Below are 22821 nucleotides of genomic sequence, written 5' to 3' on the forward strand. Positions count from 1 at the left end.
TATGTTAAGATTATGTTGAACAATTCTATTTCTATAAGGGGGAATTCTGATGAAAAAAAGAAAGTTTCTTTTGTTCACTGCATTGATGCTGGTTCTTTCAATGGTACTGGCTGCATGTGGCGGCGGCTCTGACGAAGAGGGCGGCGGAGAAGGTAAATCAGAAGAAAAGCCAAAATACATGAGCATCCTTACTGGCGGTACGGGTGGTACATACTTCCCGTTGGGCGGATCATTTGCCAAGATCGTATCTGACGCAACTGGGGTTAGCACGAATGCTGAAACAACAGGAGCTTCTGCAGAAAACATGCAGAGCATTAAGGACAATAAAGGTGAAATCGCCTTCACTCAAACTGACATCGCTTCCTACGCAACAGAAGGTAAGCTAATGTTTGATGGAAATAAAATCGAAAATATTAAAGCAATCGGAACATTGTATCCGGAAACAATCCAAATCGTTACAACAGCTAAATCAGGTATCAAATCAGTAGAGGATCTTAAAGGCAAAAAAGTCTCTATCGGTGCACCAGGTTCTGGTACGGCAGCGAATGCAGAGCAAATCCTTGAAGTCCATGGCCTTTCTCTTGATGATATCGAAAAGCAGGACTTGAGCTTTGATGAGTCAGTAAACGGCATTAAAGACGGCAACATCGACGCGGCTTTCGTAACAGCTGGAACACCTACAGCTGCTGTTGAAGAGCTATCCGCTACAGAAGATGTTGTAATTGTCCCGGTTGAAGCTGATAAAGCTGAAGAGTTAATCGAGAAGTATCCTTACTATGCAAAGGAAGTTGTTCCTTCTGGAACATACAAGCTGGATTCTGAAGTGCCGACAGTGGCAGTTCTTGCAATGCTCGTTGTAAAGGCAGACCTTTCTGAGGATCTTGTATATGACATCACAAAGTCAATATTTGAGAATCTTGATCAGGTAACACATGCGAAAGCTAAGCAAATCAAACCTGAAAATGCACTTAACGGCGTTGGTATCGAAGTTCACGCTGGTGCCCAGAAGTACTTTGATGAAAAAGGTATCAAAGCAGCTGAGTAATAGTAAGAAATTGACCGGACAGTGTCCTTTAGGACATTGCCCGGTCAATTCATCTTAAACATAAGGCTTTTCACAAGGAAGGCCAAACGGGTAAAAACCCAGGCAGGATAGACCGAACTTCCAACCGGTCTATTTTTTACTGCAATAAAGAAAGTACTCCATCGGAGACAATGGACAGGCGAGGCTAGTAATATGAAAAGAAACTGGAATAAACCAAAAATCTTCGTACTGTCGGCCCTCATCATTATTTTTATTGTGATTTCAATCAATATCCCATACAAAAAAGCTCTTGTTTTTCTTACACCTGAAAGTAATGATATACTCTGCTATGTACCGACCAGTGCAGGCGAAACCTTTAAAATAAAGTATAAGCACTCAATACATCTGTCAGATGTGATTGAAAGCTATAAAGTGACCGAGAGCAATAAAATCAGACAATACGAACTGGAGTATGAAGATTTTGCAATCGGTATGCCATCAGAAACTGTAGATGGAGAGAGCTTTGAAATGAAGGATGGCAAGTATTATATTACAAATATGGCCAGGGAATTTTCACATTTCGATATGAGGCTTGGCCAGGTCCGGGCAAACCATACCCTGATATATGAAGACGTAACCTACCCATTGTCAAAGGCGATTAAGCCAGGATCACGGGTACGGATAAAGATTGAGGAAATTAGTTTATTAAAGCAATTGGAAGGAGTGAATATCCTTGACGACAAATGAAGAAACGGTATCTCAAGAAAAACAACAAGAGCTTCTGGAGAAATATGATCCGGAGGCCGCAACTAGAAAGTTGGCAGGCAAGATGGGATGGATTGTCTTCTTTGGGCTTCTGGCTTTCTCTGTATTTCAGCTATACACCTCAATATTTGGTATCCTGACTGCACAGCTCCAGCGTTCCATCCACCTGGGATTCGCTCTGGCACTGATTTTCTTATTGTTCCCGGCAAGGAAGAAAAACCTTAAGGTGAAAAAGGTGGCATGGTATGATCTGCTATTGGCTGTGATTGCTGTTGCCGTCGGAGCCTATTGGCCAGTAATGATCGATGAGCTCGTTAACCGTGTCGGACGATTAACACCAACTGATTTTTACATTGGTATTGCCGCAATCCTGCTGGTCCTTGAAGCGACACGAAGGACGGTTGGCTTGCCAATCACGATTATTGCAGCTTTATTCATGGTTTATGCCCTTTATGGACCTTATATGCCAGGCTTCTTGGCACACAGGGGACTTGACCTGGAATCTCTCGTTCAGACAATGTTCTTTACGACAGAGGGTATTCTAGGAACGCCTTTGGGCGTTTCCTCAACATTTATATTCTTATTCCTATTGTTCGGTGCCTTCCTGGTAAAAACCGGCGTTGGACAATATTTCAATGATCTTGCCGTAGCCGTTGCGGGCAAAAGTACTGGCGGCCCTGCTAAGGTTGCGATTTTCTCCAGTGCCCTGCAGGGAACAATCAGCGGAAGCTCAGTGGCTAACGTTGTTACATCGGGTTCTTTTACGATTCCAATGATGAAAAAGCTTGGGTATCGCAAAGAATTTGCCGGTGCTGTAGAAGCGGCGGCATCAACTGGTGGTCAGCTGATGCCGCCGATCATGGGAGCAGCAGCGTTCCTGATGGTTGAATTCATCGGTGGCGGGATCACCTATTGGGATATTGCCAAAGCTGCGACGATCCCGGCGTTATTATATTTTACTGGTATCTGGATCATGACCCACTTCGAAGCGAAGAGAATAGGGCTTCGCGGTTTATCCGATGAAGAAATGCCCGACAGAAAAGAAGTTCTTAGAAAGATTTATCTACTTTTGCCGATCCTGATTGTTATTATCCTAATGGTCAGCGGTATGAGTATTATGCGTGCTGCTTTGTGGTCGATTCTATCTACGATTGTAGTAAGTGCTGTTAGCAAAGAGACGAGAATCGGATTTAGAGATGCAATCGATGCACTTGTCGATGGTGCGAGGACAGCTCTGGGAGTAGCGGCAGCTACAGCTGCGGCTGGTATCATTGTTGGAGTAGTCACGAAGACTGGTCTCGGATTGAAGCTTGCTAATGGCTTGCTCGACCTATCTGGTGGTTACTTGATTCCAACATTGATGCTGACAATGCTTGCAGCCATCGTTTTAGGGATGGGTTCACCAACGACAGCTAACTATGTTATCACTTCAACAATTGCAGCACCTGCAATTATCCTTTTGGGTATACCAGATTTATCTGCCCACTTATTTGTTTTCTATTTTGGCATTATTGCCGATATCACTCCTCCTGTTGCGCTTGCAGCATTCGCGGCGGCGGGTGTTTCCGGCGGAGAACCGCTGCGGACAGGTGTGAATTCGGCCAAGCTGGCAATTGCCGCTTTTATCATTCCTTATATGTTCGTGTTGTCTCCTGAACTCCTGATGATTGATACTACCTGGACGTACTTGATTTGGGTGGTATTCACGGCCATTTCAGGTATGCTGGCAATTGGTGCCGGCATAATCGGTTACTGGCTGAGGAAATTATTCTGGTGGGAAAGAGTGCTGGGAATCGTGGGAGGTATTATGCTGATCTACCCAGAAGGTATGACAGATATAATCGGTCTCGGTCTTTTTATCCTGCTTGTTGCACTTCAGATTATCATTAAGGATAAAGATTCAGTGAAACCTAAGACAGCAAATTAATAAATGTAAAAGGAGTCCTTACTAAAGGGCTTCTTTTTTTTAGCTTGATTTAAGCAGCTTATTTCGTTTTTCAGGCATAACTGACAGGATGTTTTCCTTTTTGAACAGGCGGTCAGCCTTTCTGAGAAAACAGAAAGCTTTAAAATAACGATCGTGTATTTCTTTAACGATAATTCTGCGTTGGGTAATTTGGTTATTTGCTGCAAGATAAATCATCTCCACAGCAAGGTTTTCATTACGTGATTTTTCAAGCAGACCATTCATGCGTTTCACTCCTTAAATTTTTTCTAATAATATTATACCCGAACATTCGTTCTTTACTCAATCTTTTTAGAACACTCGTTCCTAAACTTTTTAAAGGGATATATGGTATAATTTAGAAGTGAGGTGTTAGTAATGGAGAATGAATTGCTTAAGGTGTTCGATGAACAGGGAAATTGGATAGGAACAGAAACGAGATCAGAAATACATAAAGCAGGATATTGGCATGAAACATTCCATTGCTGGTTAACAGAAAGGATAGGCAATGAAGACTTTCTTTTCTTTCAAGTCCGCAGTTCGGCTAAAAAAGATTACCCGAATTTAATGGATATCACTGCAGCAGGGCATATTCTTGCTGATGAAAGCCCACTGGATGGCTTAAGGGAAGTAAAAGAGGAACTTGGGATAGATATAGCACTGGAGGATCTGCATTCATTAGGGATTATTAAAGATGCATTGGACAGTGCAGAATTAATCGACAACGAATTATGCCATGTTTATTTATATGACCAACATCTACCATTCGACAGCTATGAGCTGCAATTCGAAGAGGTCTCGGGAATTATGAGGGTAAGTCTGAATGAATTTGAAAACTTATGGTTTGGCAAAGTGGAGGAAATAAAAGTAGAAGGCTTCCTGGTGAGCAGGGACCAAGAAAAGATACCGCATAGCATGCTTGTGTCGAAGCACGATTTTGTTCCACATGAGGATGAATATATTGAAAGTGTGATTAAGGCAATTAAGAATGCATAAATCACCTTTTTATACAAAATATTATTGACAATCCTATCAATCCAGTATATATTAATAAATGTCCTCACTAAGCAGGACGAACTTAATAAGATTCCTTAGCTCAGCTGGGAGAGCGCTACCTTGACAGGGTAGAGGTCGCTGGTTCGAACCCAGTAGGAATCATACTTTTAAAAGCTTGAAACCCTTAATATATAAAGGTTTCAGGCTTTTTTGTTTTATTTACATGGCACCAAACAAGTTACAGAAAACTAGGTTGGTGCCATTTTGGTGCCATTTTATTTTTAGTTTGATTTCCTTAAAAGGGTATCAATTCGATTTGCCGCTTCTTCCTGCATGCTAGGCAGAACATGCGAATAAATATCTAGCGTAGTCTTTATGTTAGTGTGCCCCAGGCGTTCTGAAATTACTTTTGCATTTACACCACAAGCTAGCAGCATTGTGGCATGAGTATGCCTTAAATCATGCAACCTTATAGATGGAACATTAGCCTCTTTGATTAACCTTTGAAAAGTTCGTTTTAGATTTTCTGGGTTAATTGGGGTTCCTTTTGAAGTACTAATGATAAGATCATTGTCTACATATTCAGGTCCGAGGCTAAGTTTCTCTTTGGCCACACCAGCCTTATGCTTCCTTAGGAGTGCTGCGGTGTCATTTGAAAGTTTGATACTCCTAATACTAGCCTTCGTTTTTGCCTCTGAAAGGGAATGTTTTCCATCTTTACTGAGGGTTTGACGAACATAAAGCATTTCTTTTTCAAGGTCAACATCTCTCCAGCGTAACCCTAATATTTCCCCCCTGCGCATACCAGTTGTTATAGCTAGATAAAATGCAGGATAAAGCCTGTCTAAGCATGCTGCTTTTTGAAATGACTGGATTTCTGGAACGTCCCATACCGCCATTTCCTTTTTACTATCCTTTGGAAGTTGAATCTTAGTAATCGGATTAGAAGGTAAGAGTTCCATATTCACAGCATAATCAAGGGCACCTTTAACAATGCTATATATTTTCTTAACACTAGAACTTGCGAGACCCTCATCCTTAAGTTCATTGACGAATTTCTGTAGAAGGACAGGTGAAAGCTGAGCCAATTGCACATGGCCGATGTAGGGAATGATTCGATTCTTTAAGTAAGCCTCATAAGTATTAGCTGTTTGAATACTTATGCTATTTTTCTTACTTTTAAACCAGTCATTTATATGGTCTTTCAACAGCATACTTGAGGGTGCAAAATAAGTCCCTTTATAAACAGCTGCCTCCACTAACGCTAAAGCTTTCTCAGCGTCCCTCTTGGTTTTAAAGCCACGCTCCTTTTTTCTCCGTCGCTTCCCAGTAATAGGATCGGTTCCTAGTTCAGCAACAAAATACCAACTAGAACCTTCTTTTTTTATTTGTCCCATTGGTGACATTCTCCTTAAATAGATAATGTCCCCTAAAGGTATGACAAGCTTCATTACTAATTATACAAGATTTCCATATGAAAATAAGCAATTTTTATACCTCCAGTAAGTTTATTAGTACACCATAAAGGTCACCTTAGTTCTCTATACGAGATATAAATACAATATTTAAGTAGAAATGAAATTATTTTTTATAAAAAAATTCTCTTATGAGACGAATAGATAATACATACATATTATTGTGAAAGCTTTTATACCAAGCAAAAGGTATTCTTTAAAAACAGATTTAAACATTTAAAGATTACCTTTAAAGCAAATAACAGACACGTATTAATTTTCATAGCTTTTTTTGCTTTTTAAAAAGTTTAGTTTTAAAAAGTCACAAGAATTTTTTTAAAATTTTATTTAAACCTCTTAATTCCTCCATTTTCAACTCGTATAGAGCCGTTGAAGGGGTGCATAACTCCTTTAAACATCATAGAAAGGGACATATTCTTATTAAATATATATAAGAGTATGTCCTCTTAACTGGAGGAATCAAATTGAAAATGGAGCAAACAAATATAAAATGTTTAGAAGATGCTGTAAGGTACTTTGGTGAAGAATGGAGTGATCTACCAATTATTGCTCTATCAGATAGCCCTTTAAGTTCTCAAGGAGCGCAAGGAACTATCATAATGACAGAAGTTGATTCCGTGATCCCAGAGTTATTGAATCTCATGGAAAATGGTAAACTCGGTATCTGCTTTTATCCAAATGGGGCGGCGCATAACCATTTAATACAAGAAGTTCGTTGGCATTTTGTAGATATCGATGAAGGTGACAAAGGTATACAAATGGAAAGAATAAAAGAAGCTCCTTTGGCCCCTACAATGGTGTATAAGGGGAGGAAAGGCCATAAACTCCTTTACCGTATTAAAGACGGGAAATGGGATAAGAGCTCTCCTGATCTACTAGAAAATTCAATAGTATATTTTAAAAATATTCAACAACAGTTAATTGAATATTTTGAAGGGGATAAAAGTGTAATTAACCCTTCACGCGCTTTACGAATGCCATTTGTTAATAATTATAAAGAGTTTCATCTCGGGAAAGTTTATGAAGAAGAGTTGATCAGTTTTAACCCACAGTATGTATATACTCAAGAAGAGATTATGAACGCCTTTCCTCAAGTGGGTAGAAAATATCATGTTAGGAAAAACTCCAGTAATTTTAAAGAGTTTTCACTGGAAGTGAATAAAAATCTAAGTCTTTTTACAACCTACCTAACCGATAGCAACTTAAAATGGACTGACTATGGGGATCGTCTTTCATTTTCCTGTCCGATTCACAAAGATAGCAATCCATCCGCATACATGTATAAATCGGATTTAATAGTTTATTGTTCACGGGGATTAGCTGATGGTGAATGTAAAGTGGGTTCAGGTAAAACGTTGGGATGGATTGCACAACATTTAGGTATAGATGAATTACTACTAGCATGGAAAACTTTAAGTAATCGAACGCAAGAAAAATACTTTAGACACATCAACCTGGAAAGTATGTCGACAACTGATGCGATAAGTATAGAACAAGCTTCTGGGGATTATAAAGCTCTAGTTAGCAATATTCTACATAATCTTATCTGTGTCATGAACGAAAGAGGAATTGAAGTTGATTATCAGACTAAGTATGTTTATGAGAGCATCCTAAACTGTGCTTTAGATTCCAATAAAAGTTTCTTGTGTGCTTCTCTTCCTCCAGGAGGAGGTAAAAGTACTTTACTTAGAGAAATGCTCAAATATTTATTGCAACAAAAGGTCGAACAGTCAGGAGCCATCATTGTGGTTGAAAGGCTAGAGACAGCGAAGCAAATAGCAAAAGAATTAGGAAATTATTCTTGTTACGAAGAGGAGGGGGGAGGTCGTGACATTCCAAATTACGTATCTAAACCGGCAGCCTATGTTATGGAAAGTGCATATACCTTTAAAGGTTGCAAAAAGGATTTAGTAGAATATTCATACGGTGTTTGTCGAGGCTGTGAATATATAAATAATTGTGATTTGCCTAAGAAATATAACACGCAAAAAAATTTTCCTGTGGTTATTATTTCGCATGCCAGACTTCAAATGGAGAAAGAAAAACTGAAGAATTATGAGTTTTGGAGTGATTTTAGAGGATGAACATTTAGAAGAAACCTTCTTATTGTTGATGAAAAGCCCTCTTTGATTAATATAAGGTCTCTCAAGAAAAGAGACTTAGATCAATTTATATTGGAGGTTAGAAGTACTATCTCTAATCATAATGATGTTGTTTCAACAGAATCATTAATTAAAGTATTGATTATGTTGAGCAATTACTAAAATTAGGAGGGAGGGTTCATAGAGATCAATTTAATCAAGTAAGTGCATATTTTCAATTTGTGAGTAAACTAGATAACAGTAGTTTTAATACTATCATTTTAGACGGAACCTCAGAAATTGATTTGGATTACAACGTCAATGAAAATATCGACATTTTATCAATGCCTAAAGGAATAAGGGACTATAATCAATTGGAAATTTATAATGCCCCTTTAACAATCAGTAAGCAATCCTTGAAGATAGAACCTTCTCTGAAGGAGAAAGTAGTTGAATCAATAAAAATATTAGCAGAAAAGGAAAAGGTTTTTGTCCTTTGTTTTAAAGAGCATAAACCAGAGTTAATTAATGATTTATCTAAAGAGATTTCCAACGACAGAGTAAAAATAAACCATTATGGTAATGTAAAAGGTTCTAATGAATATGTGGATTGCACAGTAATGGTAATTGTAGGGATTCAACACAAAAGTGACCCATATTACATTTCTAAACATATTGCACTGAATGGGGACGTCTTAAGTAATGAGACTATTACTATAAATGGAGTACGAAGATTCAAAGACTTGGAGATTGAGAGGGTAAAACTTAATGATCAATTAGTGGGAATTATCCAAGATATCTTAAGAACAAAAATCCGTAATAGAAGTAATAAAGAAGTAGTTAGAATTTTTATACCAACTAGAGATAAAATCTTTATTAGTCTCTTAAAAGAATATTTTAGTGGAAGTTCATTGTTAGAATGGAATTTAATAGAGTCTTCCAAACCAAGTTGGTATAAACAAATGAGTGATATTTTTAGCAGTTTACTTATAAATGAAACTATTACCAAACAGGCACTTAAAGAAAAACTAGGGTTAAATGGGCCGGCTGGAAATAAAAAACTCCAACGGGTGCAAACTACAGAATTATTTCAGGGCCTCTTAAGAGATAATAATATAAAACCACTAAGCACGAAAATGTATATTAAGACGCAATGATTTTAGTAATTGGACCTCCATGTATAGGGGTTTTTTTTATAATTAGCCTTAATAATTACTAGGCTTCGCTTTCTAATTTCACCTGAAACTTTGTTGCTTGGTGCATTTTAAAGCCTTAATCCATTAGGATACTGCACCAAAATACACTAAACTAAGTCCTTACCAGCTTTTATATTTTAAAGTATAGAATAGGAACCAGAGAACCATGATTAAGGCACATGTTAACGCTAGAATAAAGTTGACAGTTTTTGCTTGATTAGATTTTACACTTTTGCTCAATCAACCTACTACTTTAGTAAAATAGATAGTGATGTTATTTTACTGGAGGTTAGGGTTTTTGGAGGAGAAGTTAGTGTTATATGTAAAGATTCATGAACTACGTAAAAGAAAATTTAAAGTAGCACAAATTGCTAAGGAGCTTAAGATCTCAAGACCAACTGTCTATAAGTATTTAGAAATGTCATTTGATGAAGCAAAAGCGTATACGGAACAACCTTTGGGGAAGAAGAAAAAATTGGATCATTATAAAGACTGGATACTTGCCTGGCTAGAAGAGTATCCTCACCTGAGTAGTGCTCAAATTCATGATTGGCTTTTGGAGAGATATCCCGACCTATTGGTCGGTGGAAGTACTGTGAGAACTTATGTGAAAAATATTCGTGAAGTCTATCAGATTGAGAAAAAGGTCATCGTTCGTCAATACGAAGCAGTTCCTGAACAACCAATGGGCAAACAGCTTCAGGTAGACTGGGGTGAAACAAAACAGAAGACGATAAACAACAAAGAAATCAAACTGTACTTTATTGCCTTTGTACTCGCTCACTCCAGACATAAATATATGGAATGGCAGGTACGTCCATTTACTACAAGAGATGCGATCAGGTGTCATGAAAATGCATTCCAATTTTACGGAGGACGAACAGAAGAAATCGTTTATGATCAGGACCACTTAATCACAGTGAGTGAAAATGCAGGCCATCTGCTTTTAACATCAGAATTTCAAAGCTATGTGAATGAGCGTAAGTTTAAAGTTCACTTGTGTAGAAGAGCTGATCCTGAATCTAAGGGCATGATTGAAAATGTAGTTAAATACATAAAAGGCAATTTCGCAGACAGTCGAGTGTTTAGCGACATAGAAGATTGGAATAATCGAGCACTACAGTGGCTTCAACGTACGGGGAACCATCAGGTTCACCAGACAACAAAAAAAAAGACCAGCAGAAGTGTTTCTCCTCGAAAAGCAACACTTACAGCCAGTCTCTTCGTTACTTTCATATGAAAGTACCAATAACCAAAGTATAACAAGAAGTGTAAGCAAGGACAACACTATCCGTTATAAGTCAAACCGTTATTCCGTCCCACTCGGGACTTATCAAACAAGGACTGAAAATCTTGTATGGATTGAAGTGACAGGCGACGAACATCGTATGCTTGTAATCCGAAAAGAAGTAAATGGTGAAATCATTGCCGAACACATTATTAGCTCAGAAAAAGGAAAACTCATTCAAAACCGCCATCATACCCGTGATCGTTCAAAAGGGATTGAAGAGCTTAAGCAACGTCTAATCTCTAACTTTGAAGATCAGACACAGGCAGCTGTTTATTTTGATGAAATCAGCCAAAGATACCCAAGGTATCGTCGAGACCAGTTTGCGATCATCCACAAGGTGATTCAACAGTACCCAGCATTAATTGATATTGTGATGACTAAGTGCATGACAGAGAAATTATACAATGCGAATGATTTTCGCGATATCGCTCATCACCTTGATACATTGAGTGATGAACCGATTAAAGAGGTACAATCCTTTTATCCTAATTCAGCAAAACACTCTCATATCAAGGCCTCTATCCGTTCTTTAAATGCGTATACAAGCATTTTAGGAGGTCGAGCATAATGAACAAGACGGTGCATGAATTACAAGATCAATTTCGTCAGTTACGCTTATCTGAGACTGCGGAGGAGCTGCCACAGCTTCTTCGCGAAGCTGAGAAAGCATCTTGGACTTACTTAGAATTCTTAGAATCTCTTACGCGTTATGAATTAGCAAAACGTGAAGCAAAAAGCCTTGATAAAAGAATGAAATGGGCACGCTTCCCTTTCGTGAAGTCATTAGATGAGTTTGAACTGGAAGGTCAAAACGTTCTGACAGCACGACAGCTAAAACAACTCAGAGAGTTAAGCTGGCTGGAACAACAATACAACTTAATTCTACTAGGGCCACCTGGCATTGGAAAAACGTACATCGCAATCGGACTAGGACTCGAAGCCGTTTACAGAGGATTCAATGTTTACTTCGCTACAATGGGTGAGCTTGTACAGCTATTAAAGACAGAAGAATACTTGAATAAATCTAAAGTCCAACTCAAACGGATTAGAAATGCCGATCTTATGATTATCGATGATTTGATGTACATGGCGATGGATCAGAGAGAAGCAAACTTATTCTTTCATTTAATTAATCATTTATACGAACGAAGTTCGATCATCCTTACCTCAAATAAAAGTCCAGATGAATGGGGTAATTTAATTGGAGATCAAGGCATTACGACAGCTATTTTGGACCGTTTGCTTCATCGTGTTGAAGTCGTACATGGTGGCGAGGATGAGGAAAGTCATCGGATGAAAAACCGAAAAAGCATTTTTTCAGCAGAAGTGTAAAAAGGAAACGAGCATAAAGTGTAAAATTAAACTTGACGTCTACAGCACATCGTGCTCTTAAGGCAATCCGTTAGAACCTAGTAACATAAAATATACTCTTTCAAATCGTAAGCAAAAAATAACTATTTACTGGAACAAGTTGGAATATGGTAAACTTATCCTATAACCTGTAAATCTTGGGAGGTTTATCTATGGATCAACAACTATATACTGATATCGAAAAGTGGCTAGCTCAACGTCATCATTGGCTTCAAGATGCGGCGTCACGACTAATCAAAAATAACAACACATTAAGCAATACGGACATACAAGAGTTAATCGAATTATGTAAAACAGAAGCAAATCTAATAGATTCCGAAATGAAATTTAAGAGTATTGAACCAAAAAGTCTTTCGATAAAGGATTCATCAACTAACTTAAGAATGGATTCAATAAACTATGTGAAAGGTATTAGCGCCCTTGGTCCTAGGAATCCTCTCTCTTTCAAGGGATCCTTGTCTATTGTATATGGTCAAAATGGTTCGGGTAAATCAAGCTATGTTCGGTTACTTAAACACATGTCAGGAGCTAAAAAAACTGGGACGTTATTGGGTAATGTGTATCAACAAAGTAAGCAACTTCAAGAATGTTCAGTAAAAATTACATCAAATGAGAATACAAGTGATGTTAGGTGGACTCCCGAAATGGGAGCACTTAGTGAGTTAAGAGTTTTACAACTTTACGATACTGACTGTGCCAATGTTTATGTAAATGAGGAGAACGAGGTTGCCTATGAACCATGGATACTTCAGTTTTTTAGTCAATTAACCAATGTATGTATCAAAGTCGGACAAGCTATTAAGCGGGAAATGGAGAGCATTTCGCTTGCAAAATTAAGTCCACCCGTTGAATTTTCAAAAACCATTTCAATTCTCTGGTTTAGTAAAATTAGTGATTCTACTAGCAAAAAAGAAATCGAAGCCCACTGTTCTTGGGGTGAGGCTGACGAACACGAACTTAACAATAAAAGAAAACAGATCGCAGAGACAGATCCTATTGAAAAGATGAAACAATATAGAAAAACTGCAAAAAGCATTATAGATTTTCATAAACTACTTTCAGATATTAAAACCTCTTTATCAGATGTAGCATGTACGAGAATAATTAATGCTAAGGCAGACTTTGTCAATATTAAAAAGGCTGCAGATGAGGATGCCAAGAAAATCTTTGAAGGTCTTCCACTTGATGGTGTAGGTACTGAAAGTTGGAAAATACTCTGGGAGCAAGCAAGATCTTTTTCTGAACAACACGCTTATCCAAGTGAACCTTTTCCATACACTTCTACTGGTGCGAATTGTGTACTTTGCCACCAGCCCCTATTGAGTGAAGCGAAAAGTAGACTAAATTCTTTTGAATCTTACATAAAAGAATCCCTTAGCGAACAAGCTAAAGTAGCTGAAGAACATTTAAATAAGTTGTTAGGAGAAATAAAGGAGATTCCAAGTGATGCACACATTGAACTTTATTGTAATTCTCTAGGAATCACCTCAGAAGTCGAGAAGAAAAATGTAATAGATTTTTGTGCTAGGCTACAAAGCAGAAGGGATTGTTTAAAGAATACTACTTCACTTGACCAACTTCCCCCATTACCTACTGAAGATATATTATTTGCTTTAACTGAAGCCGCGGTAGGTAAAGAAGAAGAGGCCTCTGGTTTTGCTGAATTGGCGGTAAGCGAAAAAAGGGATGAAACCAAGAACAAAATTATAGAACTTGAAGCTCGTAAGTGGTTGCACCAAAACAAAACAGTTATTACCCAAAATGTTGACAACCTTAAGTGTATTGTTAAATATAAGGATGCCCTTTCACTCACAGCAACTCAAACGTTGTCAACAAAGAAATCTTCGTTATCAGATGTATTAATTACATCTGAATACATTAAAAGGTTCCAAAAGGAATTAAGAGAACTTGGGGGCTCTAGAATTAGTGTTAATCTTGTAAAGACTAAAGCACAAAAAGGTCATATCTATCATCAAATCCAACTTAAAAATTGTCACTCAACTGTCCGTACCTCTGAGGTATTAAGTGAAGGTGAGTTTCGTATAGTTTCGCTGGCGGGATTTCTTGCAGACGTGGAGGGTAGCTCGGATAATACCCCTTTTATATTTGATGACCCTATTTCTTCCCTGGATCAATTGTTTGAAGAGGCAACTATTAGAAGAATTGCCAGATTGAGCCTATCTAGACAAGTAATAGTCTTTACTCACCGACTATCATTTTTGACGTTACTTGAAGAAGCTGCAAATGATTTAGGAATAGACTGCGATGTTACTTGGCTTCGGTCGGAATCTTGGGGTACTGGTGAACCAGGAGAAACCCCGGTATTTGCTAAGAGACCGGATAAGGCATTAAATTTACTCTTGAATGATAGATTAAGTAGAGCTCGAAAAGTATTACAAGAAAAAGGAAGAATAGAATACGACCTTCTAGCAAAAGGGATATGTAGCGATTTCAGAATTTTAATTGAACGATTTATTGAGAATGATTTACTTGCCGATGTTGTTCACCGGTTTAGGCGTTCAGTAAATACTATGGGGAAAATTCATAAACTTGCTCACATAACTGTAGATGATTGTAAGATGTTTGAAGAATTAATGACAAAGTACTCCACATATGAACACTCTCAATCCTATGAAACACCAATAATGCTACCTGAACCCGATGAACTGAAAGAAGATATGGAAACAATAAAATGTTGGTTAGGGGAATTTAAGAAGCGGAGTATTACATAATCTATTTTTATTTGAAATTATTAAGATATTTAAATAGAGTCAAAGCAATAAAATAAAATATTATACCACTCATTTTAATTGTTATTTGTGGTGGGTTTAATTTGAGCTATGGTTAAGGATGCATTTAAATTGTACTGTTGCTAATATATCTTGTTGGGAATTAGCTTGAAAAAGTAACTTTACACGCTGGCTTTGTTGCCGCAGGGTAGGTTGCTTTTTTATTTTTTTAAATCCCACTTAACTGACCACTTGTACTATTCCGTGGTTTACTTTTCTCTATATTCATGCATCTTTTTTTAATGGTATAATATTCCTTGTATAACGCTAAAAGGAGAAGAATATGGGATAAGAAGATTTAGTTGAATTAGGTTTTACTAGACAGACGAGTTAAGACATTCTTCTGACCCTGCAGTGACTTCTATACAGATTAATATAATTTCTTAATTTTACAACGTATCATTAATAGAGAGATGTTAGGTGTTTTTATAGATCTTTTTATTCACTACTCTATTTACCAGATTGTCTTGTATTTTCAGAAACAGTCATCTTAGCTCCTAAAGAAATTTATTTGGAAAGATACCTGTCAGAAAGAGGATATTTCTTTGTGCAGGTTGTGTTAAATTCAGACGAAATATCTCTATATACAAAGGGGTAATAAAAGTGCATTCTGAGGATATGGGTATCGAAGGATCTAAATTAGTTACAATTGATTATGCGTTTTTATTAGCAATTCTTACAGCACTATTATACTTGCTTTCATTTTTGTTTTATTCAGGAAAGTTATTTTATTATCATTTACCATTATCTTTTGTGGAATTAAATATCCAGCAGATTATTTATTCATCCTTACATTTAGCTCCAATTATTATTTTATGTAGTTGGTATGGAGTTTCGCTGCTTCGAAAATATAAATCACAAAAGAACGATGGTTCACAACCAGGTATTGTTACCAGTTTAAGTCGAAAGAATAGAAAGACGTCATTTATAGGAATAATTAAATATATCTTTTTTGTTTACTGTTTGCCGACAATAGTGATAATCCTTCTATACGTCTTTGATAAAAAGGGTATATGGCCGTTCCTAATAGGCGTTCTAATACCATATTTTGTGGGAATTGTATTTAATTTATATAAAAAAAGGAATTATGTTTATTTAATGATTTTAGTATTCGTTTATTCAACGGTAATATCTTTTGGTATAGGTTATTTTAAAGCTTGGACGGAAGATGATTATATTGTAACTGAAAAAAACAAAGAAGCATTCATTGTTTTGACTACCTACAACGATAAATTCATTATTGCTCCTTTTAACGAAAAAACTAAAAGCTATAAAAATCAATATCAAATAGTGGAGGTAAAGGATATATCACACTTTAAAGTGACTAAAACTGGAAAAATAAAATTAAAGTAAAGGATTTTTACTAATATATTTAACCACTCATAATATGTGTTATAGGTGGTTGGTTATATTTGTAAGTTTACAACGAGAATTGTATAATTAATAATGTAGCTAATATCTCGTGCTGTAAATTGTGCTACATGGTAGCCCACACAAGCTTTGGTTGGCAGGGTGGGCTATTTTTTATTTTTCAATTCCTCCTTTACACAGTTAAAACAAGGATACCACATAGAATCGCTCCCTTTAGCCGTTCCCTAGGCACTGGCCAGAGACTCTTCAACCCTCCCGCAAGTCCATCAAAAGAAAACCCTTGTAAAATTTATAGGTCATATATAAGCGAAATTGTTGCCATACTGAGCGGATACATTAGTTGTAAAGAATAAAAAATTGTGGGTGATTGTGTTTCTGCTATTTTAGTGGTCAATATAAGAGTCAAGTTCATGACACTTTTGCAGCAGCGGCCAAGATAAATAGCTTGGTTAACAGCCTTAATTATAAATTAGAGAAGAAGGGCTATACAATAAATGCTGGAATTGGGCTCTCCTGGGGACGAGTATTGATGATAAAGGCAGGATACAATGGATCTGGGTTTAATGATGTAGTGTGGTTGGGAGATTCAGTAAATAAGAAATCTAAAATGTGTTCAAAAGTAATGAAAGAAGTACAATATCCTATGGTGGTAACTAAGGACTTTTATGATAATCTCGATGAAGATGCTCAAAAATGGTTTACCCCATCTCCTCATCTCTTCAGTCCTGAATTTTATTACGGTGATATAGTCAATATTGAAATGAGGGATTGGTTAAATGAGCAAAAAGAAAAGGATAGAAGGAGTATTCATTTGAACAAGTTAAATTTATATTATCGGGAATTGATTTAGGGGAGCCATAACAGGGTAAAACATTATATCAGTTCCTTTTTATTTTGCTTACTTTTAAAATTGAACACTCTACTTCTGGTTTGTACTAAAACCCCTTGTATGTCTGGTACAAACCTCCTACCTCCTAAAATTGCGCGGTGATCTTGGCTGCAAAAGAAATGAATCGGGACGGTGTGCTACCTACTGCAAAGAAGGTGGCTACTTCCTTAATGCAGGAAATAGAATCTTTTTGTCGAAATATTACTTGTTAAAAAAATAAAGGGGCTGTAAATATTGAGTAAATTACAAAAGGTTTTGGAAGAAAGAAACAAGATCATACAATTAGAAGAAGCGATAAAGAAGAATACTGAAGAAGCTTTTAGAACTTTGAAGGAGCAATTTAAAAAACTAGGACTATGGTTAAAGGAATTGTGTTACTTTTCTGTTGAGGTGAAAAATCTTGTTCGTTTCTCCAATGCTATTACACAAATCTGATGAACCATTTAATAATGAACAATATATTACTGAGTTAAAGGTATCTCCATGAAATGACTTGCACATAATTGGATTTTTTATCCCTTTCCAATAATATAAATGGTTTTTTACAAATAAATAAAGTGTACATAAATAAAATTGTGTACATAAATTTGCTAATTACGTTTTTAAAGTGTACAAAAATAATAAAATTTTACTCCTACTACTTCTTCTAAAGGTGTAGTGGATAGTGCACCAATTGAGTATCTTCTCGAAATAGACTGTGCGGGTTCTGACAATTAGGTAACAAAAATCAACTTAATGATCCTGACAATCCAGAGAGTTACATTGTATTTACAGTAACAGTCCATAATAAATAATGGTTGCATAACCAAAGAGGGTGATTACCTAATAGAAGGTAATCACCCTTTTTTAGTTTCAAAGCGCTAATTTCATGTCAATTTATCCTTTATTCAAATATCCATTTGACTATTTGTTTATGTAAACGTAAAATAGAAAATGAAATTTAACATTCAAATAAATATTTGAATGTTAACGAGTATTAAATTATTAATAAAAAATAAAGGGGTTGAATCAGGTGGATTTAATTTTAATAATCATCTCTGCTCTTGGTGCTTTTATTGTAACCAATATTGATGATATTTTTGTCTTGATGATGTTATTCTCTATGGCAAGGTCACAATCTAAAACAAGTAATGGTCTAACGGTTAACAAGGTTTCGAAACGTATTAACTCAAGAGATATAGTAATTGGTCAATATCTAGGTTTTGCACTTCTAGTTTTAATCAGTCTTTTAGCAACTTTTGGGATAACGCTCCTTGCTGATCAATGGGTTGGTTTACTTGGACTAATTCCCATGTATTTAGGAGTTAGATTGTTCATCAAAGGTGAAGATGATGATGATGATAATATTCTTTCTAGGTTAAACAAATTTAATAAGTTTTATTTAAGTGTAGCCTTTATCACTTTTGCTAATGGTGGAGACAATATTGGAATTTATGTTCCGATTTTTTCAACGTTAGAAACAAATCAATTAATTATTACTGTAGTTACATTCTTTATAATGGTTGCAATTTGGTGTTTACTGGGTTACCGTCTAGCGAGATTCAGATTTGTTTCTGAAACACTTGAGAAATACGGGCGATGGATTATTCCAATTGTATTTATAGGATTGGGAATATATATCATGCTAGAAAATGAACTATTTACTTCTTTGATAAATCTATTTAAATAATGTAACAGTTTTGATCGTTATGATCATTTGCTGATATGTTGACTTGATATGGAATTTATTGGGTTACTTTATTTTTTTGGTCCATTATTCAATAATTATTTGAATAATGTCAGGGTAATAATATATAATATATTCAAACGTACACTTGAATAAAAGGAGGGATAATGAGTTATGAGTAAGAAAGATACTTGTGATATTTATTGTTATGACGAAGCAAAAGTCAAACGAATACAAGGTGAGATGCAAAAAGAAGATATATCTAGTGTTTCTCAATTATTTAAAGCACTTGCAGATGAAAATAGGGCAAAAATTTCCTATGCATTATGTCAAGATGAAGAGCTTTGTGTGTGTGATGTAGCTAATATCATTGGGGCTACTGTTGCAACGACATCTCACCATTTAAGGACCCTTCATAAACAAGGGATTGTAAAATACCGAAAAGAAGGCAAACTAGCCTTTTATTCGCTTGATGATGAACATATTAGACAGTTAATGGTTATTGCATTAGCTCATAAAAAGGAGATGAAAGTCAATGTCTGAACAAGCTAAAATAAACAACCAAGAAGCTAAAACTTACAGAGTTCAAGGACTCACCTGAGCAGACTGTTCAAAAACGTTCGAAGAGAACGTGAAACGTCTGGATGGCGTTTTGAATGCACAAGTTAATTTTGGTGCTGCTAAAATAACAGTTGTAGGAAATACAACGGTTGAAGCGCTTGAAAAAGCAGGAGCTTTTGATAATTTAAAATTACGAGATGAAAAAGCACAAAAAGTAGAACGTGAACCTTTTTGGAAGCAAAAAGAAAACATTAAAGTGTATATTTCAGCCCTATTATTAATCGTTAGTTGGTTATTAGGAGAACAACTCGGAGAAGGTCATATTGTACCAACAATCGGATATGGGGCATCTATATTAATTGGTGGCTACTCCTTATTTATTAAAGGCTTTAAAAATCTAAGCAGATTTAAGTTCGATATGAATACTCTTATGACAATTGCTATTATTGGGGCTGCATTAATTGGTGAATGGGGAGAAGGAGCAACAGTTGTTATTCTCTTTGCCATTAGTGAAGCCTTAGAACGCTATTCTATGGACAAAGCTCGTCAATCCATTGAGTCCTTGATGGATATAGCTCCAAAGGAAGCTTTAATACGACGTGGAAGTCAAGAGTTAATGATTAGCGTTGATGACATTCAAGTAGGCGACATTATGATCGTGAAACCGGGTCAAAAGTTGGCTATGGATGGAATCGTTGTAAAAGGGACATCTACCTTAAACCAAGCTGCGATTACAGGTGAATCTGTCCCGGTGACAAAGACCATTGATGATGAAGTATTCGCTGGTACTTTGAACGAAGAAGGATTATTAGAAGTAAAAGTAACTAAATTAGTGGAAGATACTACTCTTTCGAAAATAATTCATTTAGTAGAAGAAGCTCAGGCAGAACGCGCTCCTTCTCAAGCATTTGTTGATAAATTTGCCAAATATTATACTCCGGCAATTGTTGTATTAGCCTTTTTAATCGCTATTGTCCCACCATTATTTGGCGGAGATTGGAGCGAATGGATATATCAAGGGTTATCCGTACTAGTCGTTGGTTGTCCTTGTGCATTAGTTGTTTCTACGCCTGTTTCTGTTGTGACCGCAATAGGAAACGCAGCAAGAAATGGTGTTTTAATCAAAGGTGGAATCCACTTAGAAGAAGCCGGTGCATTGAAGGTTATTGCTTTTGATAAAACAGGAACATTAACAAAAGGAGTTCCAGCAGTAACAGATATCGTAACATTTGGCAGAAATGAAAATGAATTATTGACCATCACAGCAGCGTTGGAAAAAGGATCTCAACATCCACTTGCTTCAGCAATTATGAAAAAAGCAGAAGCAAACGGATTAAATTATAATGAAGTATCTGTTGAAGATTTTCAATCTATAACCGGTAAGGGTATAAAAGCCAAAGTTAAGGACGAGATGTATTATGTAGGAAGTCCTAGTATGTTTGAGGAAATTCTTCCAAATGGTATAGATAAAACCATTTCTGAACAAATTTCAACCCTACAAACACAAGGAAAAACGGTCATGATTCTTGGAACCGTCAACGCAATTCTCTGTTTAATTGCTGTGGCTGATCAAGTAAGAAAAACATCTAAAGAAGTTATTCAAAAACTTCATCAACTAGGAATTGAAAAAACTGTTATGCTTACTGGTGATAACCAACGTACAGCAGAAGCAATTGGAAAAGAAGTTGGTGTATCGGACATTAAAGCCGATTTGCTTCCAGAGGATAAATTAAACTATATTAAACAACTTCGCGAAAAGTATCATAGTGTGGCGATGGTTGGAGATGGAGTAAATGATGCACCAGCTCTTGCGGCATCCACTGTTGGAGTTGCAATGGGTGGGGCCGGAACGGATACTGCTCTTGAAACAGCCGATATTGCTTTAATGTCCGATGATTTAAGTAAATTGCCATTTACGATGAAACTAAGTCGAAAAGCATTGAGAACCATTAAGCAAAATATTACTTTCTCTCTAGTAGTTAAAGCTATAGCTTTACTTTTAGTTGTACCGGGTTGGTTAACATTATGGATAGCTATTTTTGCCGATATGGGGGCAACATTGCTTGTAACTTTAAACAGCTTACGATTATTAAAAGTTAAAGAATAAAATAATGTTTCATATAAAGGGATAATGGTTTTATTATCCCTTTATATGATTTCTTACTGAATTAAAAGGTACGATGCTTCAATGTGATTTTTCGCCCTTCTTGTTCTAAAAAATGGGTACTTTTAAAAAATATTTATATTCAGTTTTTCGGAAGTGAAGATAATGAATAATTCTTGGAATCGAGTGATTTATAAAATTTGGTCTCCAATTTATGATAAGATTTTTAATTCGGGTGTTTTTTTAAATGCACGTAGACAAATATTTCTAGATATCCCCTTTCATAGTAATCAAAAGGTACTTTTTGTTGGTGTAGGAACAGGTGCTGATTTAGAGTTAATAACTCAATCAGATTTAGATATAACGGCAATTGATTTTTCACCTGATATGCTTAAAAAGGCAAGTGCGAAATTTAAAAATTCACCTATTAAATTCTTAGAAATGGATGCTCAAAATATGGAGTTTGATAATGAGACATTTGATTATGTAGTTGCTAGTTTAATTCTTTCTGTAGTGCCTGATGCAGATAAGTGTTTAACAGAAATGACGAGGGTTTTAAGAAAAGGAGGCAAAATAATTATTTTTGACAAATTCGTATCTGAAGAACATAAATTATCTTTTTCAAAAAAGCTTCTTAGACCACTAATAAAAGTATTAGGAACAGATATTGGATTGAATTTTGAAGATCTGTACCGTAGAAATAATATAAATCTAATGATAAACGAAGATAAAAATGTAATGATGAATGGAATGTACAGAAAAATAATAATTAGTAAAGTTAGTTGATTATGTTTTGAGCAAATTAAAAATTTCAAAATTACTTTTTACTCTTTACCCTGTACTATGGTACAGGGTTTATAATTTATCTGAGGTGAATGAAATGAAATATCGCATTAGTGAACTTGCAGAAAGGTGTGGGGTCAATAAAGAAACGATAAGATATTACGAAAGATTGGGTCTCCTTTCGGAACCTTCTCGGACAAAAGCTGGATATAGGATGTATCCAGAAGAGTCTGTGGAACGCCTACAATTTATTAAACGAATGCAAGATTTAGGTTTTTCTTTAGCCGAGATCGATAAACTACTTGGAGTTGTTGATAAAGACGACGAACGATGTAAGGATATGTATGATTTTGTTGTTCATAAAATTGATGAAGTTCAAAAGAAAATTAAGGATTTAAAAAGAATCGAACACATGCTAATTAATTTAAAAGATTGTTGTCCTGATGAAAAATCTCTAAATGAATGTCCTATTATTGAAACTTTGATGAATTAGAAAAGATAGCACAAAATATGT

Annotated in this window: 18 protein-coding genes, 1 tRNA gene and 2 pseudogenes; 19 read left to right on the forward strand and 2 right to left on the reverse strand. The window is 36.0% G+C overall.

Annotated elements, in window-relative coordinates:
* The first annotated feature begins 49 nt into the window (after positions 1-49).
* From FOF60_RS06900 to FOF60_RS06910, 3 genes are all read left to right on the forward strand, one after another.
* Positions 50-1045 (forward strand): TAXI family TRAP transporter solute-binding subunit, encoded by a 996-nt coding sequence (locus tag FOF60_RS06900; RefSeq protein ID WP_192472309.1) that lies wholly within the window; start codon positions 50-52, stop codon positions 1043-1045.
* A 192-nt stretch (positions 1046-1237) separates the two neighbouring features.
* Positions 1238-1771, forward strand: a complete 534-nt coding sequence (locus FOF60_RS06905) for a DUF1850 domain-containing protein (RefSeq protein WP_192472310.1) — start codon at positions 1238-1240, stop codon at positions 1769-1771.
* Positions 1758-3716 (forward strand): TRAP transporter permease, encoded by a 1959-nt coding sequence (locus FOF60_RS06910; RefSeq protein WP_192472311.1) that lies wholly within the window; start codon positions 1758-1760, stop codon positions 3714-3716. The genes FOF60_RS06905 and FOF60_RS06910 overlap by 14 nt, the downstream gene beginning before the upstream one ends.
* A 39-nt stretch (positions 3717-3755) precedes the next feature.
* Here the strand turns inward: FOF60_RS06910 and FOF60_RS06915 are convergent, their stop codons facing one another.
* Positions 3756-3980 carry a hypothetical protein gene (locus FOF60_RS06915; protein WP_192472312.1) on the reverse strand — a complete coding sequence of 75 codons (225 nt, stop codon included), beginning with the start codon at positions 3978-3980 and terminating at the stop codon, positions 3756-3758.
* 132 nt (positions 3981-4112) lie between these two features.
* Between FOF60_RS06915 and FOF60_RS06920 the strand changes: the two genes are divergently transcribed.
* Together FOF60_RS06920 and FOF60_RS06925 are read left to right on the forward strand one after the other, a co-directional pair.
* A complete protein-coding gene (locus FOF60_RS06920) occupies positions 4113-4730 on the forward strand; it encodes an NUDIX hydrolase (RefSeq protein ID WP_192472313.1) in 618 nt (205 codons plus the stop codon).
* Positions 4731-4819: 89 nt separating this feature from the next.
* Positions 4820-4892 (forward strand) — tRNA-Val (locus FOF60_RS06925).
* 119 nt (positions 4893-5011) lie between these two features.
* On the opposite strand, the gene FOF60_RS06930 is transcribed toward FOF60_RS06925, so the two are convergent.
* Complete coding sequence (locus tag FOF60_RS06930) at positions 5012-6127, reverse strand: site-specific integrase (protein WP_192472314.1); 1116 nt, start codon at positions 6125-6127, stop codon at positions 5012-5014.
* Between the two features lie 542 nt (positions 6128-6669).
* Here FOF60_RS06930 and FOF60_RS06935 point away from each other — a divergent pair.
* The 14 genes and pseudogenes from FOF60_RS06935 to merR all read left to right on the forward strand — a co-directional run bounded on the left by FOF60_RS06935 (position 6670) and on the right by merR (position 22800).
* Complete coding sequence (locus tag FOF60_RS06935; RefSeq protein WP_192472315.1) at positions 6670-8289, forward strand: hypothetical protein; 1620 nt, start codon at positions 6670-6672, stop codon at positions 8287-8289.
* Positions 8290-8528: 239 nt separating this feature from the next.
* Positions 8529-9443, forward strand: a complete 915-nt coding sequence (locus tag FOF60_RS06940; RefSeq protein ID WP_192472316.1) for a hypothetical protein — start codon at positions 8529-8531, stop codon at positions 9441-9443.
* A gap of 352 nt (positions 9444-9795) precedes the next feature.
* A pseudogene (gene istA / locus FOF60_RS06945) lies at positions 9796-11341 on the forward strand (IS21 family transposase).
* Positions 11341-12105: an IS21-like element IS643 family helper ATPase IstB gene (gene istB, locus FOF60_RS06950; protein ID WP_192473832.1), complete on the forward strand. Its 765-nt coding sequence runs from the start codon at positions 11341-11343 to the stop codon at positions 12103-12105. Before istA ends, istB begins: the two are co-directional and overlap by 1 nt.
* 191 nt (positions 12106-12296) lie before the next feature.
* Complete coding sequence (locus tag FOF60_RS06955; RefSeq protein ID WP_192473724.1) at positions 12297-14876, forward strand: AAA family ATPase; 2580 nt, start codon at positions 12297-12299, stop codon at positions 14874-14876.
* 660 nt (positions 14877-15536) lie between these two features.
* Entirely contained in the window at positions 15537-16286 is a 750-nt protein-coding gene (locus tag FOF60_RS06960) for a hypothetical protein (protein ID WP_192473725.1), read from the forward strand.
* 547 nt (positions 16287-16833) lie between these two features.
* Positions 16834-17154: a hypothetical protein gene (locus tag FOF60_RS06965; protein WP_192473726.1), complete on the forward strand. Its 321-nt coding sequence runs from the start codon at positions 16834-16836 to the stop codon at positions 17152-17154.
* Positions 17155-17427: 273 nt separating this feature from the next.
* Entirely contained in the window at positions 17428-17628 is a 201-nt protein-coding gene (locus FOF60_RS06970) for a hypothetical protein (RefSeq protein WP_192473727.1), read from the forward strand.
* Positions 17594-17668: pseudogene (locus tag FOF60_RS24560) on the forward strand (hypothetical protein); the annotation flags it as partial. The gene FOF60_RS06970 and the pseudogene FOF60_RS24560, both read left to right, overlap by 35 nt.
* A 537-nt stretch (positions 17669-18205) precedes the next feature.
* Positions 18206-18862 (forward strand): CadD family cadmium resistance transporter, encoded by a 657-nt coding sequence (locus FOF60_RS06975; protein WP_192473728.1) that lies wholly within the window; start codon positions 18206-18208, stop codon positions 18860-18862.
* 171 nt (positions 18863-19033) lie between these two features.
* Positions 19034-19402: an ArsR/SmtB family transcription factor gene (locus FOF60_RS06980; protein WP_192473729.1), complete on the forward strand. Its 369-nt coding sequence runs from the start codon at positions 19034-19036 to the stop codon at positions 19400-19402.
* A complete protein-coding gene (locus FOF60_RS06985) occupies positions 19395-21527 on the forward strand; it encodes a heavy metal translocating P-type ATPase (protein WP_192473730.1) in 2133 nt (710 codons plus the stop codon). The genes FOF60_RS06980 and FOF60_RS06985 overlap by 8 nt, the downstream gene beginning before the upstream one ends.
* A 162-nt stretch (positions 21528-21689) precedes the next feature.
* Positions 21690-22310, forward strand: coding sequence for a class I SAM-dependent methyltransferase (locus FOF60_RS06990; protein ID WP_192473731.1), 621 nt, complete (start codon positions 21690-21692; stop codon positions 22308-22310).
* Between the two features lie 94 nt (positions 22311-22404).
* On the forward strand, positions 22405-22800 hold the full coding sequence (gene merR, locus FOF60_RS06995; RefSeq protein ID WP_192473732.1) for a mercury resistance transcriptional regulator MerR: 396 nt from the start codon (positions 22405-22407) through the stop codon (positions 22798-22800).
* Positions 22801-22821: the final 21 nt, after the last annotated feature.

The sequence above is a fragment of the Mesobacillus jeotgali genome (assembly GCF_014856545.2).
Classification (GTDB): Bacteria; Bacillota; Bacilli; order Bacillales; family Cytobacillaceae; genus Mesobacillus.

What these genes read in the sequence shown, in the direction of transcription:
- FOF60_RS06920 (WP_192472313.1), top strand. Translation starts at nt 4,113, where the DNA reads ATGGAGAATGAATTGCTTAAGGTGTTCGATGAACAGGGAAATTGGATA.
- FOF60_RS06915 (WP_192472312.1), bottom strand. Translation starts at nt 3,980, where the DNA reads ATGAATGGTCTGCTTGAAAAATCACGTAATGAAAACCTTGCTGTGGAG.
- FOF60_RS06990 (WP_192473731.1), top strand. Translation starts at nt 21,690, where the DNA reads ATGAATAATTCTTGGAATCGAGTGATTTATAAAATTTGGTCTCCAATT.
- merR (WP_192473732.1), top strand. Translation starts at nt 22,405, where the DNA reads ATGAAATATCGCATTAGTGAACTTGCAGAAAGGTGTGGGGTCAATAAA.
- FOF60_RS06955 (WP_192473724.1), top strand. Translation starts at nt 12,297, where the DNA reads ATGGATCAACAACTATATACTGATATCGAAAAGTGGCTAGCTCAACGT.
- istB (WP_192473832.1), top strand. Translation starts at nt 11,341, where the DNA reads ATGAACAAGACGGTGCATGAATTACAAGATCAATTTCGTCAGTTACGC.
- FOF60_RS06905 (WP_192472310.1), top strand. Translation starts at nt 1,238, where the DNA reads ATGAAAAGAAACTGGAATAAACCAAAAATCTTCGTACTGTCGGCCCTC.
- FOF60_RS06965 (WP_192473726.1), top strand. Translation starts at nt 16,834, where the DNA reads ATGATAAAGGCAGGATACAATGGATCTGGGTTTAATGATGTAGTGTGG.
- FOF60_RS06980 (WP_192473729.1), top strand. Translation starts at nt 19,034, where the DNA reads ATGAGTAAGAAAGATACTTGTGATATTTATTGTTATGACGAAGCAAAA.
- FOF60_RS06900 (WP_192472309.1), top strand. Translation starts at nt 50, where the DNA reads ATGAAAAAAAGAAAGTTTCTTTTGTTCACTGCATTGATGCTGGTTCTT.
- FOF60_RS06930 (WP_192472314.1), bottom strand. Translation starts at nt 6,127, where the DNA reads ATGGGACAAATAAAAAAAGAAGGTTCTAGTTGGTATTTTGTTGCTGAA.